The 17,269-nt window shown below is 64.0% G+C and carries 20 protein-coding genes; 10 read left to right on the top strand and 10 right to left on the bottom strand.

The features are described 5' to 3' along the window. Positions 1-5: 5 nt before the first annotated feature. Positions 6-1,451, bottom strand: a complete 1,446-nt coding sequence (betB, locus tag BMX67_RS05675; RefSeq protein ID WP_090733187.1) for a betaine-aldehyde dehydrogenase — start codon at positions 1,449-1,451, stop codon at positions 6-8. Beyond that, positions 1,448-2,014, bottom strand: a complete 567-nt coding sequence (gene betI, locus BMX67_RS05670; RefSeq protein WP_090733528.1) for a choline-binding transcriptional repressor BetI — start codon at positions 2,012-2,014, stop codon at positions 1,448-1,450. Before betI ends, betB begins: the two co-directional genes overlap by 4 nt. 87 nt (positions 2,015-2,101) lie before the next feature. Here betI and BMX67_RS05665 point away from each other — a divergent pair, with 87 nt between their 5' ends. The 4 genes from BMX67_RS05665 (at position 2,102) to BMX67_RS05650 (ending at position 6,310) form a co-directional block, all read left to right on the top strand. Then, complete coding sequence (locus tag BMX67_RS05665; RefSeq protein ID WP_090733186.1) at positions 2,102-3,043, top strand: choline ABC transporter substrate-binding protein; 942 nt, start codon at positions 2,102-2,104, stop codon at positions 3,041-3,043. Positions 3,044-3,147: 104 nt separating this feature from the next. After that, positions 3,148-3,996, top strand: coding sequence for a choline ABC transporter permease subunit (gene choW, locus BMX67_RS05660; RefSeq protein ID WP_090733184.1), 849 nt, complete (start codon positions 3,148-3,150; stop codon positions 3,994-3,996). Next, positions 3,993-5,012 carry a choline ABC transporter ATP-binding protein gene (gene choV / locus BMX67_RS05655; RefSeq protein ID WP_090733183.1) on the top strand — a complete coding sequence of 340 codons (1,020 nt, stop codon included), beginning with the start codon at positions 3,993-3,995 and terminating at the stop codon, positions 5,010-5,012. Before choW ends, choV begins: the two co-directional genes overlap by 4 nt. A gap of 137 nt (positions 5,013-5,149) precedes the next feature. After that, positions 5,150-6,310 (top strand): NAD-dependent epimerase/dehydratase family protein, encoded by a 1,161-nt coding sequence (locus BMX67_RS05650; protein ID WP_090733181.1) that lies wholly within the window; start codon positions 5,150-5,152, stop codon positions 6,308-6,310. 37 nt (positions 6,311-6,347) lie between these two features. Here BMX67_RS05650 and BMX67_RS05645 read toward each other — a convergent pair whose 3' ends face one another. Beyond that, positions 6,348-6,734: a DUF2147 domain-containing protein gene (locus tag BMX67_RS05645; protein ID WP_090733178.1), complete on the bottom strand. Its 387-nt coding sequence runs from the start codon at positions 6,732-6,734 to the stop codon at positions 6,348-6,350. A 140-nt stretch (positions 6,735-6,874) separates the two neighbouring features. On the opposite strand from BMX67_RS05645, the gene hisA reads away from it, so the two are divergent. The 6 genes from hisA (at position 6,875) to aat (ending at position 11,444) form a co-directional block, all read left to right on the top strand. Further along, positions 6,875-7,591 (top strand): 1-(5-phosphoribosyl)-5-[(5-phosphoribosylamino)methylideneamino]imidazole-4-carboxamide isomerase, encoded by a 717-nt coding sequence (hisA, locus tag BMX67_RS05640; protein ID WP_090733176.1) that lies wholly within the window; start codon positions 6,875-6,877, stop codon positions 7,589-7,591. 137 nt (positions 7,592-7,728) lie between these two features. Further along, entirely contained in the window at positions 7,729-8,490 is a 762-nt protein-coding gene (hisF, locus tag BMX67_RS05635; RefSeq protein WP_090733175.1) for an imidazole glycerol phosphate synthase subunit HisF, read from the top strand. Further along, positions 8,487-8,801 (top strand): phosphoribosyl-ATP diphosphatase, encoded by a 315-nt coding sequence (locus BMX67_RS05630; RefSeq protein ID WP_090733173.1) that lies wholly within the window; start codon positions 8,487-8,489, stop codon positions 8,799-8,801. The genes hisF and BMX67_RS05630 overlap by 4 nt, the downstream gene beginning before the upstream one ends. A 134-nt stretch (positions 8,802-8,935) precedes the next feature. Further along, positions 8,936-9,451, top strand: coding sequence for an acetyl-CoA carboxylase biotin carboxyl carrier protein (gene accB / locus BMX67_RS05625; RefSeq protein ID WP_090733171.1), 516 nt, complete (start codon positions 8,936-8,938; stop codon positions 9,449-9,451). A gap of 7 nt (positions 9,452-9,458) precedes the next feature. Next, the gene (accC, locus tag BMX67_RS05620; RefSeq protein WP_090733169.1) at positions 9,459-10,805 is read left to right on the top strand and encodes an acetyl-CoA carboxylase biotin carboxylase subunit; all 1,347 of its coding nucleotides are present in this window, start codon (positions 9,459-9,461) and stop codon (positions 10,803-10,805) included. Positions 10,806-10,814: 9 nt separating this feature from the next. Next, on the top strand, positions 10,815-11,444 hold the full coding sequence (gene aat / locus BMX67_RS05615) for a leucyl/phenylalanyl-tRNA--protein transferase (protein WP_090733168.1): 630 nt from the start codon (positions 10,815-10,817) through the stop codon (positions 11,442-11,444). Here aat and BMX67_RS05610 read toward each other — a convergent pair. From BMX67_RS05610 to BMX67_RS05580, 7 genes are all read right to left on the bottom strand, one after another. Then, positions 11,411-11,770: a DUF2155 domain-containing protein gene (locus BMX67_RS05610; RefSeq protein WP_090733166.1), complete on the bottom strand. Its 360-nt coding sequence runs from the start codon at positions 11,768-11,770 to the stop codon at positions 11,411-11,413. The genes aat and BMX67_RS05610 overlap by 34 nt on opposite strands. Beyond that, entirely contained in the window at positions 11,767-12,246 is a 480-nt protein-coding gene (gene mlaD, locus BMX67_RS05605) for an outer membrane lipid asymmetry maintenance protein MlaD (RefSeq protein WP_090733165.1), read from the bottom strand. Before mlaD ends, BMX67_RS05610 begins: the two co-directional genes overlap by 4 nt. Beyond that, on the bottom strand, positions 12,247-12,630 hold the full coding sequence (locus tag BMX67_RS05600; protein WP_090733164.1) for an NADH:ubiquinone oxidoreductase subunit NDUFA12: 384 nt from the start codon (positions 12,628-12,630) through the stop codon (positions 12,247-12,249). 190 nt (positions 12,631-12,820) lie between these two features. After that, positions 12,821-13,111 carry a YrhK family protein gene (locus tag BMX67_RS05595; protein ID WP_090733162.1) on the bottom strand — a complete coding sequence of 97 codons (291 nt, stop codon included), beginning with the start codon at positions 13,109-13,111 and terminating at the stop codon, positions 12,821-12,823. Beyond that, on the bottom strand, positions 13,108-14,187 hold the full coding sequence (gene pheS, locus BMX67_RS05590; protein ID WP_090733527.1) for a phenylalanine--tRNA ligase subunit alpha: 1,080 nt from the start codon (positions 14,185-14,187) through the stop codon (positions 13,108-13,110). Before pheS ends, BMX67_RS05595 begins: the two co-directional genes overlap by 4 nt. A 139-nt stretch (positions 14,188-14,326) precedes the next feature. Then, positions 14,327-15,733, bottom strand: coding sequence for an alanine/glycine:cation symporter family protein (locus tag BMX67_RS05585; protein ID WP_090733160.1), 1,407 nt, complete (start codon positions 15,731-15,733; stop codon positions 14,327-14,329). A 78-nt stretch (positions 15,734-15,811) separates the two neighbouring features. Further along, positions 15,812-17,194: a cytochrome P450 gene (locus BMX67_RS05580; RefSeq protein WP_245739221.1), complete on the bottom strand. Its 1,383-nt coding sequence runs from the start codon at positions 17,192-17,194 to the stop codon at positions 15,812-15,814. Positions 17,195-17,269 lie beyond the last annotated feature (75 nt).

Raw genomic sequence — 17,269 nt, 5'->3', positions numbered from 1 at the left:
CGGGATCAATAGGGGGCTTCGACGCCACCCATCCCGACATAGACGGATTTCAGCTGCGAATAATGTTCGATCGCGGCGGCCGAATTTTCACGGCCCAGCCCCGACATCTTGACCCCGCCAAAGGGCATCTCGACCGGCGTGAGGTTATAGGTATTGATCCAGCAGGTGCCGGCCTGCAACTTGCCGATCACGCGATGGGCGCGGGTCAGATCCTGCGTGAACACGCCCGCCGCCAGACCGAAGCCCGTGTCATTGGCGCGGCGGATCACTTCGTCTTCTTCGAAAAAGCTAAGCGTGGTCATCACCGGGCCGAAAATCTCGTCGCGGGCAATATCCATGTCATCGGTCGCATCGGTGAATACGGTGGGCGGGATGAACGCCCCCTCGCCCGCGCCGCCGCAGACCAGTTGGGCACCTGCGGCCTGACCCGATTCGATGAAGCCACGGATGATTTCGGCCTGCCGGGGGGTGATGATCGGGCCGTGATTGGTGTCAGGGTCCAGCGGATCGCCCATGCGGATATTGCGCACCCGTTCGGCCAGCCGATCCAGGAACGGCTGACGGATGCCTTCCTGCAGAAAGACCCGCGTGCCATTGGAACAGATCTGCCCCGAGGAATAGAAATTGGCATTGATGGCGGCGCTGACGGCGTCTTCCAGATTGGCGTCGTCAAAGACGATCAGCGGCGATTTGCCGCCCAGTTCCAAGGTGACATGGCGTATCCCCTCGGCGGCGGCGGCGTAGACGCGGCGCCCCGTCGGAACCGACCCCGTCAGCGAAATCTTGGCGACATTGCTGTCGCCAGTCAGCGCCGCGCCGACCTGGCCACGCCCCTGCACGACATTGAACACGCCTGCGGGCAGGCCCGCCTCGATCAGGATCTCGGCCAGTTTCAGCGCGCCAAGCGGCGTCACCTCGGAGGGTTTGAAGACCATCGCGTTGCCCATGACCAGCGCGGGCGCGGCCTTCCAGCATGCGATCTGGCTGGGGTAATTCCACGCGCCGATGCCCGCGCAGACGCCCAACGGCTCGCGCCGCGTATAGGCCCAGTCCTGACCAAGCGGAATCATCTGGCCGGTGACGGTGGCTGCAAGGCCGCCAAAGAATTCCAGCGCCTGCGCACCCGATTCCCAGTCGGCAACCAGCGTTTCCTGTAACGGCTTGCCCGTATCCAGCGTCTCCAGGCGCGACAGCTCATCGTTGCGCTCGCGGATGATGGCGGCCGCACGCAACAGCACGCGACCGCGCTCGACGGGTGCCAGCGCGGCCCAATCGGCCTGCGCGGCGGCGGCCACGCGACAGGCCTCGGCGACCTGATCGGTGCTTGCCTCATACAGCGTGGCGATCGTTTCCCCCGTATAGGGATAAATCACCGGCAGGGCATCGCCCTGCCCTTCGACATGCTGGCCGTTGATGAACAGGCTTGCGGTGGGTTGGGCAGCAAAGCTCATGCCAGAGCCTCCTCGATATATTCTCTCATGGTGGTCAGCGCGGTTTCGGCGTCGGTTTCGCCGGGTTTCAGGACCGCGCGAAGATAGACCCCGTCGATCAGCGCACCGATGGTTTCGGCAGTGCGGACGGGATGGCTGGTCAGTGGGCGCAGGGCGACGATCAGGTTCGAATGCAGCCTGCGGTGATAGACCCGCAACAAGCGTGCGGCCTCGGGGTTGGTCAGCGCCAGCACATAGAAGTTCAGCCAGGCACTGATCGTGTCGCGGCGAAAGTTCTGCGGGGCGAAGCTGGCTTCGATGATCGCGTCCAGCCGCCCGCGCGGGCCGCTGCCGGGCAACGCCCGCTTAACCGAATCACCATAGATTCGCAGAATGTACCGCATCGCCTGCAGAAACATCTGTTCCTTGGACCCGAAATAATGATGCGCCAATGCGGGCGACATGCCCGCGCGCCGCGCAATCTGTGCTACGGTCACATCGAGAGAGCCGGCATGGCCGATTTCATAGATGGCCGCATTGATCAGCGCGGCTTTCCGGATAGGCTCGGCCCCTAGTTTTGGCATCATCTCACCCGCAATCAGAGTTTTTGGTTGCTTTCCGAACCTAACCCATCTTTAATTGACTGGTCAATCAATAACAGGGAGTCGATCATGACCCTTCCCCGCATTGCTGCGGCCCTTGCACTGGGCACCGCACTGACAAGTCCCGCCTTCGCGGCAGAACCCGATCAATGCCACTCGGTCGTTTTCTCGGATGTCGGCTGGACCGACATCACCGCGACGACGGCGCTGGCCTCGACCGTTCTGCAGTCGCTGGGTTACGACACCGAAACCAAGATCCTGTCGGTTCCGGTGACCTATACTGCAATGTCCACCGATGACGTGGATGTATTCCTGGGCAACTGGATGCCCACGATGCAGGCCGATATTGCCCCCTACACCGAAGCAGGCACCGTGGACACGGTCCGCACCAACCTGACCGGCGCGAAATATACGCTGGCGACCAACAAGGCCGGCGCCGATCTGGGCATCGACGATTTCGCGAAGATCGCCGAAAACAAGGACGCGCTGGACGGCAAGATCTTCGGGATCGAGCCGGGCAATGACGGCAACCGCCTGCTGTTGGAAATGGTGGCTGGGGACCAGTTCGGTCTGGGCACGTTCGAAGTGGTCGAATCCAGCGAACAGGGCATGCTGGCGCAGGTCAGCCGCGCCTCGAATTCCGATTCGCCCATCGTGTTCCTGGGCTGGGAACCGCACCCGATGAACGCGCAGTTCGAAATGACCTACCTGACCGGCGGCGACGATGTCTTCGGCCCCGATCTGGGCGGCGCGGAAGTGCGCACCAACACCCGCGCAGGCTATATCAGCGAATGCACCAATGTCGGCAAATTCCTGCAAAATCTGGAATTCACGCTGGACATGGAAAACGAGGTGATGGGCAAGATCCTGAACGACGGCGAGGATCCGATGGATGCCGCCAAGGGCTGGCTGAAGGCCAATCCCGACGCCGCGACGCCCTGGCTGGACGGCGTGACCACCGTCGACGGCAACGACGCCCTGGCCGCCTTCAACGAGGCGATCAACGGCTGATACGACTGCCGCGTCCCGACACCGGGCGCGGCCTACGTCACCACCGAAAAGCGCGGGGGACGCCTTCAAGGCGACCCCGCGCAGCTAGTTACAGGGAATGACGCATGGAACAGCTTGCAACGCTGGTCACAGACAACAAGATCCCGGTCGGCAAGACCGCCAAGACCGTGTTCGACTGGCTGAACGCCAACGGGGCTTGGTTGTTCAACGGCATCTCGGATGTCATGGACGGATTGATCGGCGCGATTCTGGCCGGTCTGGAATACCCCCACCCTTTCATCTTCATCGCCATCGCCGTTGCCCTGACATGGGCGTTGCAGCGCAACTGGCGGCCCTGCCTGCTGATCGCGCTTGGGCTGCTGTTCGTGCTGAATCAGGGCTATTGGGATGAAACGCTGCAATCGCTGACGCTGGTTCTGGCGGCCTGCATCGTCTGTATGGCGATCGGCGTGCCCATCGGCATCGCCGCCGCCCACCGCCCGCGCCTTTATGCCTGGATGCGGCCGGTGCTGGACCTGATGCAGACCCTGCCGACCTTCGTCTATCTGATCCCGGCCATCGTGTTCTTCGGCATCGGCATGGTGCCCGGCCTGCTGGCGACCGTGATCTTCGTGCTGCCCGCGCCGATCCGCCTGACGCAGCTGGGCATCAGCTCGACCCCCGATGCGCTGGTCGAGGCCGCGCGCGCCTTCGGCGCCACCAATCGGCAATTGCTGTGGAAGGTGGAACTGCCAAGCGCCCTGCCCCAGATCATGGCGGGCCTGAACCAGACCATCATGCTGTCGCTGTCGATGGTGGTGATCGCCGCGCTTGTCGGCGCATCGGGCCTTGGCGTACCCGTCGTCCGGGCGCTGAACAGCGTGAATACCGCACTTGGATTTGAATCCGGCTTCGTGATCGTGATCGTGGCGATCATGCTGGACCGGATGCTGCGCATGGAGGGCCGGAAATGAGTGAACAGATCCCCAATGCTGTCGAATTCGACCGGGTCTGCATCGTCTTTGGCGATCAGCCCGAAACCGCGCTGCCGCTGATGGACGAAGGGCTGGAACGCGGCCCGATCAAGGAAGAAACCGGTCAGGTTCTGGGCGTCCACGACTGCAGCGTGAATGTCCGCCAGGGCGAGATCCTGGTGCTGATGGGGTTGTCCGGATCCGGCAAATCGACATTGCTGCGGTCGGTCAATGCGCTGAACGATGTCTGTCGGGGCGATGTCCGCGTCTGGGACGGCGACAAGATGATCTCGGTCACCGAGGCCAGGGGCCGCGCATTGCGCGATATCCGCCTGCGTCACGTCGCCATGGTGTTTCAGCAGTTCGGCCTGCTGCCCTGGCGCACCGTCCGTGAAAATGTCGGCCTTGGCCTGGAACTGGCAGGCCTGTCTGCCCGCCAGCGCAAGGACAAGGTCGATCAGCAACTGGAAACCGTCGGTCTGGCGGAATGGGCCGAACGCAAGGTCGGTGAATTGTCCGGCGGCATGCAGCAACGCGTCGGGCTTGCCCGCGCCTTTGCCACCGATGCGCCGATCCTGCTGATGGACGAACCGTTCAGCGCACTGGACCCGCTGATCCGCGCCCGTCTGCAGGACGAATTGCTGGAACTGCAGGAAAAGACCCGCCGCACGATCATCTTTGTCAGCCATGACCTTGATGAGGCGTTCAAGCTGGGTAATCGAATCGCCCTGATGGAAGGGGGACGCATCGTCCAGATCGGCACCGCGCGCGAGATCATCTCGAACCCGGTCAATGATTACGTGGCCGATTTCGTCGCTCATATGAACCCGCTTGGCGTGCTGACCGCCGCCGATGTCGCCCAGCCCGGCGAGGCGCAGGGCGATGCGGTCCCCGGCGACATGCCCGTGCGCGAGGTGATGGAGCTTCTGGCGGACCGCCCCGCCCTGCCGGTTCAGGGCGGCGGCGTGATCACCCGCGATGCGGTGTTGGCCCGTCTGATCGACCCGCGCGGCTAGGCCGTTTTCCGCCTGCCCGACCCCTGTCGGGCAGGCATTGCAACAGTTCCGTGTCACCGCGATTGCAGCGGTTGGCATCGCCCGGATTGCCGTTCTACAAATCGGTCGACAACGCACGACCTTACGAAGGCAATCTCATGAAGATCATCGTTCTGGGCGGAGACGGATTTTGCGGTTGGCCCACCGCGCTGCACCTTTCGGCGCGGGGCCATGACATCATCATCGTCGACAACCTGTCGCGCCGCAAGATCGACGTCGAGCTTGAGGTCGAAAGCCTCACTCCGATCCGCCCTCTGGGCGAACGGATCCGCGCCTGGCAGGAGGTGTCGGGCAGGACCATCCGGGTCGAGAATTTCACCGTAGGCGAACACTACCACCGCCTGCTGACGCTGCTGCAACAGGAACAGCCCGACGCGATCATCCATTTCGCCGAACAGCGCGCCGCGCCCTATTCGATGAAATCCAGCTGGCACAAACGCTATACCGTCAGCAACAACCTGAACGCCACCAATGACGTGCTGGCCGCCATCGTCGAAAGCGGTCAAGACATCCACCTGCTGCATCTGGGCACGATGGGCGTCTATGGCTATGGCACCGCCGGAATGAAGATCCCCGAAGGCTATCTGAACGTGCAGGTCGAAACCGAGAACGGCCCCCATCGACAGGACATCCTGTATCCGGCCAATCCCGGCAGCATCTACCACATGACCAAGACGCAGGATCAGCTGTTCTTCTTTTACTACAACAAGAATGATGGCGTCAGGATCACCGACCTGCATCAGGGCATCGTCTGGGGCACCCAGACCCAGGAAACCCGGCTGGATCCCCGCCTGATCAACCGCTTCGACTATGACGGCGATTACGGCACGGTGCTGAACCGGTTCCTGATGCAGGCGGCCATCGGCTATCCGATGACGGTGCATGGCACCGGCGGCCAGACCCGCGCCTTCATCCATATCCAGGACACCTGCCGCTGTATCGAACTGGCGCTGGCAAACCCGCCCGCACAGGGCGACCGGGTCAGCATCCTGAACCAGATGACGGAAACGCATCGCGTCCGCGATCTGGCAAAGATGATCGCCGACCAGACCGATGCAGAAATCGCGTTTCTTCAGAACCCGCGCAACGAGGCGGATGAAAACGACCTGCATGTCGCCAATGACCGTTTTCTGGGACTGGGACTGGAGCCGATCAAGCTGCAGGACGGGCTGTTGGCCGAGGTGCAGGACGTGGCACGCAAATATGCCGAACGCTGCGATCGCAGCAAGATCCCCTGCGTATCGCAGTGGCGGACATAGCAGGCAGGCGGGCCTTGACCGGCCCGCCCCCCTCGGATCAGTTGACCTTGACCCAGTTCTGACTTTTGCACAGCAAGCCGCCTGCGACACATCCCGACAGGCTCATCTGCTTGCCGGACACGCTGGCCTTGCCATTGTAGATCTTGTTGTTGGCCGGACGCAGAACCTTGCCCTGATAGGCCCCGCCCCCCTTCGGCGCCATGTCGATCACGATCTGACGCCCGACATTGGGCGATTGATATTCGCTGTTGCCCTTGAAGGTCCGCACGATGGTCCCGCAAAACGCGCCGCCGCAGGGCGCGATCTGGACATGGGCGAACGCCCCTTCATCGGGCTGGGTCTGCCACAGCCCCTCGATCGGGTCGGCGCTGGCGACGGTCGCGCCACCCAGCAGGAACAGGGCGGTGAAAATGGCCTTCCGCATGCTTTCTCCTCCACGCATGTGATGGGGAAATCCTGCGCTGCCGACGACCCGGCAGGCAAGAATGACGTGAGGTCCGCCCCTTCCCCTTGGCCCCACAACATGGCAATGGAGGCGAAATTTCGGCAAAACTGGGGCCACAGATGATCCTCTATCCCGCCATCGACCTGAAAGACGGCAATTGCGTGCGACTTCTGCGCGGCGACATGGAGGCGGCGACCGTCTTCGGCACCGACCCCGCGGCGCAGGCCCGCGCCTTTCAGGACGCCGGTGCCGAATGGCTGCACCTCGTGGACCTGAACGGCGCCTTCGCGGGCAGACCGGTCAATGCCGGCGCGGTCGAGGCGATCCTTGCCGCCACCGACATCCCCGCCCAGCTGGGCGGCGGCATCCGCGACATGGCCACCATCGAAAGCTGGATCGACCGCGGGCTCAGCCGCGTCATCCTGGGCACCGTCGCCGTGGAAAACCCCGATCTCGTCCGCGAGGCCGCGCAGGCGTTCCCCGGTCGCATCGCAGTGGGTATCGACGCGCGCAACGGCCTGGTCGCAACACGCGGCTGGGCCACCGAAACCGACGTGAACGCGACCGACCTCGCCCGTCGTTTCGAAGACGCCGGTGTCGCCGCGATCATCTACACCGATATCGACCGGGATGGCGCAATGCAGGGGCCCAATATCAGCGCCACGGAAAACCTTGCCCGCGCGGTCAACATTCCGGTCATCGCATCGGGCGGAGTCTCCTCGATGACGGACCTGCACGCTTTGGAACGCACCAAGATCATCGCCGGCGCCATCTCGGGCCGCGCCCTCTACGATGGGGCGCTGAACCTCTCGGAAGCGCTGGCGGCGCTGCGCTGAGTCCGCGGCCACGCCATCCCGCATCTTCTGTGTCGAAATATCCCGGGGGAAGCCCCTGCCGACCCCATTGAGGGGTCGGCAGGGGCTGGGGGCAGAGCCCCCTTCCCCGCCACCGAAAGCCGCGCTAAAAGCAGCCCATGCTAAAGACCCGGATCATCCCCTGTCTCGATGTCGCCGATGGCCGTGTGGTCAAGGGCGTCAACTTTGTCGACCTGATCGATGCCGGCGACCCGGTCGAGGCCGCCCGCGCCTATGACGCCGCCGGCGCGGACGAGATCTGCTTTCTCGACATCCACGCGACCCATGAAAATCGTGGCACCATGTTCGATCTGGTGACCCGCACTGCGGAACAATGCTTCGTGCCGCTGACGGTCGGCGGCGGTGTGCGCACGCATGAAGACGTGCGCGCATTGCTGTTGGCCGGGGCCGACAAGGTCAGCTTCAATTCCGCCGCCGTCGCCGATCCCGACGTCGTGGCCGCCGCCGCGGACCGCTTTGGCAGCCAGTGCATCGTGACCGCAATCGACGCCAAGACCGTGGCTGAGGGACGCTGGGAAATCTTCACCCATGGCGGGCGCAAGGCAACCGGCATCGACGCGGTGGAATTCGCACGCATCGTCGAAGCAAAGGGCGCGGGCGAGATCCTGTTGACCAGCATGGATCGCGACGGCACACGCGCCGGGTTCAACCTGCCCCTGACCCGCGCCATCGCGGATGCGGTCAATATCCCCGTCATCGCATCGGGCGGCGTCGGCAATCTGGACCACCTTGTCGAGGGCGTCACCCAGGGCCACGCAAGCGCCGTTCTGGCGGCCTCGATCTTCCATTTCGGCACCCACACCATCGCCGAGGCCAAGGCCCATATGGCCGCAGCCGGCATCCCCATGAGGCTGACATGAGCGCGCTGACCCGGCTGGCCGACACGATCGAGGCCCGCAAATCCGCCGATCCCGACAGCAGCTGGACCGCAAAGCTGCTGGCCAAGGGCCCCGAGAAATGCGCCGAGAAATTCGGCGAAGAAGCGATCGAGGCGATCATCGAGGCCGCCAAGGGCGATCGCGATCGCCTGACCAGCGAGGCCGCGGATGTGCTGTATCATCTGCTGGTCATGCTGGCAGCCCGCGATCTGACATTGGCCGATATCGAGGCGGAGCTGACCCGCCGCGAGGGCGTATCGGGCATCGCCGAGAAAACGGCGCGCAAGGGCTAGGCAGATCACGCAGAAATTTCCGCAGTTTCCCCCGTCGGAAAGGCGGGGGCTTTTCCTTGGTCCTTATCAAAGGCTATAAGCGGCGCAACCGCCGCATTTCCCGCAGGCAGACAGAAAACACGGCAGAGGACGGCATGAGCAACGCACCCAAGAACGACAAGCTACACGATGGCGACGTCTCTTTCATTCAGGCCTTGGCCGAATTGCTGAACGAAAGCGCGCTCAGCGAGATTTCGGTCAAGCGCGAATATGGCGAACATGACCGCCTGACCGTGAGCCTTTCGAAACACGGCAAGCAGATCGTGACCCACGCGGCACCGGCCCCTGCGGCCCTGCCCGCACCGGCGGCACCTGCCGCCGCACCGGCAGCCGCGGCTCCTGCGGCCCCGGCCGCGAATGAAGATCCGGCCAGCCTGCCCGGCGCGGTCACCTCGCCCATGGTCGGCACCGTCTATCTGGCCGCCGAACCCGGCGCGGCACCTTTCGTGCAGATCGGCCAGAAGGTCGCCGAGGGCGAGACACTGCTGATCGTCGAGGCCATGAAGACGATGAACCACATCCCCGCGCCCCGCGCAGGGACGGTCAAGCGCATTCTGGTCGATGACGGCAGCCCGGTCGAGTTCGGCGCCCCCCTGATGGTCGTCGAGTGAGGCGCCCATGTTCGACAAGATCCTGATCGCCAACCGGGGCGAGATCGCGCTGCGCGTGATCCGCGCCTGCCGGGAAATGGGCATCGCCTCGGTCGCGGTCCATTCCACCGCCGACGCGGATGCGATGCATGTCCGCATGGCCGATGAATCGGTCTGCATCGGGCCCGCGCCCTCGTCTGCCAGCTATCTGTCCATGCCCGCCATCATCTCGGCCTGCGAGATCACCGGCGCCCAGGCGATCCATCCGGGCTACGGCTTTCTGTCGGAAAACGCGGCCTTCGTGCAGATGGTCGAGGATCACGACCTGACCTTCATCGGCCCGCGTGCGGAACATATCCGCATCATGGGCGACAAGATCACCGCCAAGGACACGATGAAGAACCTTGGCGTGCCCTGCGTTCCGGGCAGCGATGGCGGCGTGAACGATGTCGATGAGGCCAAGCGCGTCGCGGGCCAGATCGGCTATCCCGTCATCATCAAGGCCACCGCAGGCGGCGGCGGGCGCGGCATGAAGGTCGCGCAGGACGAAAAGGGGCTGGAGGTCGCATTCCGCACCGCCCGCGCCGAGGCCAAGGCCGCGTTCGGCAATCCCGATGTCTATATCGAGAAATACCTGCAAAAGCCCCGCCATATCGAAATTCAGGTCTTTGGCGACGGCAAGGGCCGCGCCGTGCATCTGGGCGAACGCGACTGTTCGCTGCAGCGCCGTCATCAGAAGGTGCTGGAAGAGGCCCCCGGCCCCGCGATCAGCCCCGAGGAACGCGCCCGCATCGGCAAGACCTGCGCCGATGCCGTCGCCAAGATCGGCTATGCCGGTGCCGGCACGATCGAGTTCCTGTATGAGGATGGCGAGTTCTACTTCATCGAGATGAACACCCGTCTGCAGGTGGAACACCCCGTCACCGAAGCCATCTTCGGCGTCGATCTGGTGCGTCAGCAGATCCTTGTCGCGGCGGGCGAGGAAATGGAATTCCAGCAGGACAACCTGACGATCAGCGGCCACGCGATCGAGGTGCGGATCAATGCCGAGAAGGTGCCGAACTTCTCTCCCTGCCCCGGCAAGATCAGCCAGTATCACGCCCCCGGCGGTCTGGGTGTCCGGATCGATTCGGCGCTGTATCAGGGCTATTCGATCCCGCCCTATTATGACAGCCTGATCGGCAAGCTGATCGTCCATGGCCGCGACCGCCGCGAGGCGCTGGCCCGTCTGGACCGTGCCCTGGGCGAGATGATCGTGGACGGTGTGGACACGACCATGCCGCTGTTCCGCGCGCTTCTGGACGAACCCGACATCCAGTCGGGCAACTACTCGATCCACTGGCTGGAACGCTGGCTGGATCAGAAATTCGGCTGATCCAACGGGATGCTGACGCCCGCGCAACTGCTGTCCGGCTATGCGCAGGGCGTCTTTCCGATGGCCGAAAGCGCCGAGGATCCGAACCTTTACTGGTTCGATCCGCCGCTGCGCGGCGTGCTGCCGGTCGGGGGCGTCCATGCCTCGCGGTCGCTGCGACGCGAGTTGCGCCGCGGCGGCTGGAGCGCGCATCTGAACGACAATTTCGATGCCGTCGTGGCCGCCTGCGCCGCGCGGGCGACGACATGGATCAACGCACCGCTGCGTCAGCTTTACCGCGACCTTCATGCCTCCGGCCACGCCCATTCAATCGAGATCCGCTATGACGGACAGTTCGCCGGCGGGATCTTCGGCGTCACGATCGGGGGCGCTTTTTTCGGCGAATCAATGGTCTCGGCACGAACGAACGGGTCGAAAATGGCCCTGTTGTGGACCTCGCAGCAATTGCGCCATTGCGGGTTCAAGCTGTTCGACACGCAATTCCTGACCCCGCATCTGTCACGCATGGGCGGGCGCGAAATTCCCCGCGATCAATACCGGAGGCAGCTGGCACAGGCGATCAAGCGTGATTGCGACCTGACCGCACAGGCGATCCCCGGCGCGGATCAGCTTTTGCAGGAAATCACCCAGACATCATAGCGCGCATCGTCCAGCGCCGACAGCGCGGGCGAGCTGGCCACCATCCAGCCGCTGAACAGGGTCAGGTTCTGCGACAGGTCGCGGATCGTCAGCTGTGCATAGGCATCGGAACTGGGATCGGCGGCCGGATAGCGACATTCGCCCAGACGCACCTCCAGCCGGCCATAGCGCAGCGCCTCGCCAACGGCGATCTCCATATCCGTGGTCCGGCCCGATACCTTGTCCAGACCGCGCAACAGCGCACCACCCGACCGGGCCACCTGTTCCTGAGCAGCCACCGATGTCGCGCATAGCAGGGTCAGGACAGTCAGGGCGGCACGGATCATGGCTGCGTATCCTCGTCGGAAGATTGGCTGTCGACGAATTTCATCATCAACTGCAACAGGCTGACAGCGCCCTGCACATCTTCGATCTCATCGCCGGGCGCAAGATTGTCCAGACTGCCGCCGGGCTGCAACTGAATATAGGCACCGCCCAGCAGACCGTCCGACTGGATGATCGCGGCGCTGTCGGCGGGCAGCACGACCTCATCGGGAATGCGGATGCGGGCATCGGCCATATAGGTTTGCGGGTTCAGCGCGATTTCGGTGACGCGGCCCACCTTCACGCCCGCCAGTCGAACCTCGGTCCCGATCTCGACCCCATCGACATCGGGAAACGAGGCTGTCACCTCATAGCCCCGTCCCGGCAGAAGATCCTTGCCCAGGGCCCAGCCCAGAAACCCCAGCGCAACCGCCAAGACGACAAAACCGGCGATCAGCTCGGCCCGCTGTTCGCCACGGATTTCAGAGGTCAGGGACATTTATTCGGGTTGCCACGCATCATAATCGCGGCGCGGCTCGGGCTCGGCGCGATACAGCGACCCTGCGGGGTGATAGGCCCCCGAGGTGCCGGTCATATTGGCAAGATGCGGCTCTTCCCAGGGTTTATGCGGCAATGGCGCCTTGGTCGGGGGTTCCGCCCAGGTGTGATGCAGCCAGCCGTGCCATTCCGGGCTGACGCGGCTTGCCTCGGCCTCGCCCTTGTAGATCACCCAGCGACGCTTGCCGTCCTTGTTCTGGTAAAAGACATTGCCATCGGCGTCCTCACCCACCTTGACGCCATTGCGCCATGTCCAGAACTGGGTGTTCAGCGTCTGGCTGTTCCACCAGGTCAGGGCGCGAAGCAGTGTGGATTTCAAAGACATCGGCGCAAACCTCACTCTCTCGGTCTGGATGAGGTATGGCGCAATTGCGGGCCAAGGTCCAGCCTTTGCACATTGCCTGCTGGGCGGTTCGGCACGCCGGGCAAAGGCGCCGCGACGGCGGAATGCGGCGGTCAAATACGGACAGACCCAAGGCAATCCATCCCCGCAGGTCACCGCGCCCTGACCGGGTCTATTCGACCCGCCTGGCCAATTCGTCGGTCTGCCCCATGCGGTACAATCTGACCTCGCGCCACAGTTTCAGCGTCGGCTTCATCGCGAAGAACACCGATCCGACGGTGAAATACCAGGTCGCCGTATAGGTCCAAGCCTCGGAAAAGAACATCACCGAGCCGATGATGAAACACACCGCCGCAGAGAAATCGACAGCGGTGTGGGCCAGTTCGAACCGGGCATAAAGGCGACGGGATTCCGGTGTCGCCTCGCGGCGGTCGTGATGGAAGATCCCGCGCCAGAAGCTCATCTGTTCAGGCCACCCGCGACCGAGGGCACATCGCCCGGCATGAAGCCGAAATGCTTCAGCCAGCGCAGATCGCTTTCGAAAAAGGCGCGCAGGTCGGGGATGCCGTATTTCAGCATCGCCATCCGGTCGATCCCCATGCCGAAGGCAAAGCCCTGCCATTCGTTCGGGTCGATCCCGCCCGAGCGCAGGACATGCGGATGGACCATGCCCGAGCCCAGCACCTCCAGCCAGCCGTCGCCCTCGCCCACCTTCAGCGTGCCGCCTTCCCAGCTGCACTGGATATCGACCTCGGCCGAGGGTTCGGTGAAGGGGAAATGGCTGGCCCGGAAGCGGGTTTTCACCGGCTTGCCGAAATAGGCCGAAAAGAACTGTTCCAGCACCCATTTCAGCTGCGCCATCGAAATGACGCGGTCGATGGCCAGACCTTCGATCTGGTGGAACATCGGGGTGTGGGTCTGGTCCATGTCCATCCGGTAGACACGGCCCGGCGCGATCACGCGGATCGGTGCGCCCTGATCCTGCATGGCGCGGATCTGGACCGGGCTGGTATGCGTGCGCAGCACATGCGGCGGGCGGTCGTCGCCGGGCGCGCGATGCATGAAGAAGGTGTCATGTTCCTGACGCGCAGGATGTTCGGGGGCAATGTTCAGCGCGTCGAAATTATACCAGTCGGTTTCGACCTGCGGGCCTTCGGCCACGGCGAAACCCATATCGGCAAAGATCGCGCTGATCTCTTCGGTCACCTGGCTGATCGGGTGGATCGTGCCCTGACGGCGCGGCCGCCCCGGCAGCGTCACATCCAGCCATTCACCGGCCAGTCGCGCCTCAAGTGCGGCATCTTCCAGGCTGGCCTTGCGGGCGCGCAGGGCGGTGTCGATTTCGTCGCGCAGCTCGTTCAGGGCGCGGCCGGTGGTCTGGCGTTCCTCGGGCGTCATCTTGCCCAGTTCGCGCATCTTCAGACTGATTTCGCCTTTCTTGCCAAGGGCGGCAAGGCGCACATCCTCGATCGCAGAGGGGTCGGCGGCATCCTTGATGCGGTCAAGCCATTGCTGGCGAAGGGGGGTCAGATCGTCCATGTAAGCCTCGGGGTGCTGGTCGCGCATCGGTTAGCACTTGTCAGCGGTCGGGGAAAGGCTGCGCCCCGACAAAGCTGCGCCAAAGGCACATCGCGGCAAGGGAAAGGCCCCGTGCGGGGCCTTTCCGGGATATGTCAGATCACTTCCAGATCTCGCGATTGACGCCCGGCGCGATTTCCGGGTGGTCGGTGATGTGGAAGCGCGGCTCTTGCCCGGCGCGACGCTGTTTCAGGTAGTCGCGCGTCACATAGGCGATCGTCCCCGACAGCAGCACGATGGCCACAAGGTTGATCGTCGCCATCAGGCCCATGCTGGCATCGGCAAAATTGAACACGGTCGAGACCGCCTGCATCGCGCCCCAGACGACCATGCCCAGAACGGCGATCCGCATGACCAGAACCCCGGTCTTGCCGCCACCCAGATAGATCACCGCGTTTTCGGCATAGGAATAGTTGCCGATGATCGAGGTGAAGGCGAAGAAGAAGATCGCCACTGCCACGAAGATGCCGCCCATGCCGCCGAAATGATCGGTCAGCGCGGCCTGCGTCAGGTTCACGCCGGTCAGCTGTTCCGAGGGCATGACATCGGCCAGCAGGATCATCACCGCGGTCGCGGTGCAGATCAGCAGCGTGTCGATGAACACGCCAAGCGCCTGCACGAAGCCCTGCGAACTGGGATGATGCGGGGCGGGCACGGCAACCGCCGCGATATTGGGGGCGGACCCCATCCCGGCCTCGTTCGAGAACAGGCCCCGCTTGATGCCGTTCATCGCGGCCGCAATGACGCCGCCGGTCACGCCGCCGACAGCCTCTTGCAGACCGAAGGCCGATTTCACGATGCCGACCAGGATGCCCGGCACGGCGCCCGCATTCATCACCAGCACGATGATCGCCGCCAGCAGGTACAGGCCCGCCATGGCCGGGACCACCTTTTCGGCCACGCGCGCGATCTGCGGAATGCCGCCAAAGATGATGATCGCGGTCAGCGCGGCCAGTGCGACGCCGACCAGCGCCTTGTTCACGCCGAAGGACCGCTCGACCGCTTCGGCGATCGAGTTTGCCTGAACGGCGTTGAAGATCAGACCGAAAGACAGGATCAGCGCGATCGAGAACAGCGCCGCCAGCCAGGGCTGACGCAACCCCTGCGAGATGTAATAGGCAGGGCCGCCGCGATACATGCCGCCGGGACCATGCACCTTGTACAGCTGCGCCAGCGTCGATTCGGCATAGGCCGTGGCCATACCGACCAGCGCGACCATCCACATCCAGAAGATCGCCCCCGGCCCGCCATAGGTCAGCGCGACCGCGACCCCGGCGATGTTGCCGGTGCCGACGCGGCTGGCAAGGCTGACGGTCAGTGCCTGAAACGGCGAGATCCCGTCGCGGTCGGTCTCGCCCGACGCCGAGACACAGCGCCAAAGCTCGCCAAAGTTGCGAAACTGGATAAAGCCAAGGCGGATGGTGAAGTAGATCCCGACGGCCAGCAGACCGTAGATCAGGATATACCCCCAGAAAATCGTGTTCAGAAAGTCTATGATGGCATTCATCAGACTGGCCCTCGTTCTGGATCGTTTCGCTTGCCTTAACGCATGGGAAACCCACGCGCCACCGCTGCAACGCAGCCCCTAGCGTGCCGTGACCCGCAACCAGACACCACCATGGGGACGCAATGTCAGAATCATCCGCGGCGTCGGGTGCCGCCCCGGTACAAGGTCGAAACGCAGCCGCGACAGCAAGGTTGCCAGGATGATTACCGCCTCTTGCAGGGCAAAGCTTGCGCCGATGCAGATCCGCGGCCCGGCGCCAAAGGGCAGAAAGGCATAGCGGTCGGGCGTTTCCAGAAAGCGGTCCGGATCGAAATGATCGGGGCGATCCCACAGCAGGTGATGCCGGTGCAGCGCGTAGATCGGCAGCATGACCGTGTCGCCGGGGCGCACCTCGCGCCCGCACAGGGTATCGGGTGCCTGCGCGGTGCGCGACAGGAAGGCCGCGGGTGGATACAGGCGCAGCGCCTCGTTCACGACGCGCCCGATCAGGGGCAGCTGTCCGAAATCCTGCGCGGTCGCGGCGCGACCCTGCAGGACATCCGCGGCCTCGGCTGCGGCGCGGTCCTGCACCGCCGGATCGAAGGCCAGCAGATACAGCGACCATGCCAGCGTCAGCGCGGTGGTTTCGTGTCCGGCGACAATGAAGGTCAGCAGATTGTCACGCAGCTCATCCCGCGTCATGCGGCGATCGGTTTCGGGATCCTGCGCATCCAGCAGCAGATCCAGAAGGTCCGGCACCTCGCGCGGGCCACGCGATGCGCGACCGGCAATCGCGCGGTCGGCCAGCGCCTTCATCCGCTTCAACTCGCCCCCTGCGAACATGCGGCCCGGACGCGGCACCCAACCGGGCACGCCCAGCACATCCAGCAACGAGACCTTGGCCGTCTGGGCGATATACCCCTCGATCGCGTGGTGCACGACGCGGCGGTCAAAGCCCTGATCCCCTGACAGCGTCACATCCGAGATCACGTCGAAAGTCGCCGCGACGGTTTCGTCGAACACATCGACCGGCCCAGTGCTGTGCGCCAGCCGGGTCGCGCTGGCCTCGGCGGCCGCGGTCATCACCGGCCCCAGACCGACGACATTGCGATGCGCAAAGGCCGGGGCCAACGCCCGCCGTTGCCAGCGCCAATGCGCGCCCTCGGCCACGAACAGACTGTCGCCGACAGCCGGGTTCAGGATCAGCTTGGTCGCGACGGATTTCGGATAATCCTCGACCCGGTCCTTCAGCACATGCCGCAGCGAGGCCGGATCCATCACCATATGCCAGCGAATCCCGGTCTTTCCCGACACGATGGGCTGGCGCAGCGCCAGTTCGGGGATGATCTGCAAGACATTGCGCCGTGCCTGCATCACCGTTTGCAGGACACCCACCGGTTGCGTCGCCAAAGGCACGCGCGCCGGAATATCCTCGCGCGGGGCTGTCATCGGCTGCGTCGCTGTTGCGCCCTGCCCTGTCATGCGGAAACGATACCGCCCTTCCCAGCGCCGCACAATCGCGGCTTTGTCAGATCGGCCAGGCATCGCGGAAATTGA

Origin of the sequence: Paracoccus homiensis, assembly GCF_900111675.1 — a bacterium.
Classification (GTDB): domain Bacteria; phylum Pseudomonadota; class Alphaproteobacteria; order Rhodobacterales; family Rhodobacteraceae; genus Paracoccus; species Paracoccus homiensis.
Note: the sequence above shows the minus strand (reverse complement) of the source record. Positions and strands in the feature narration are given on the sequence as shown.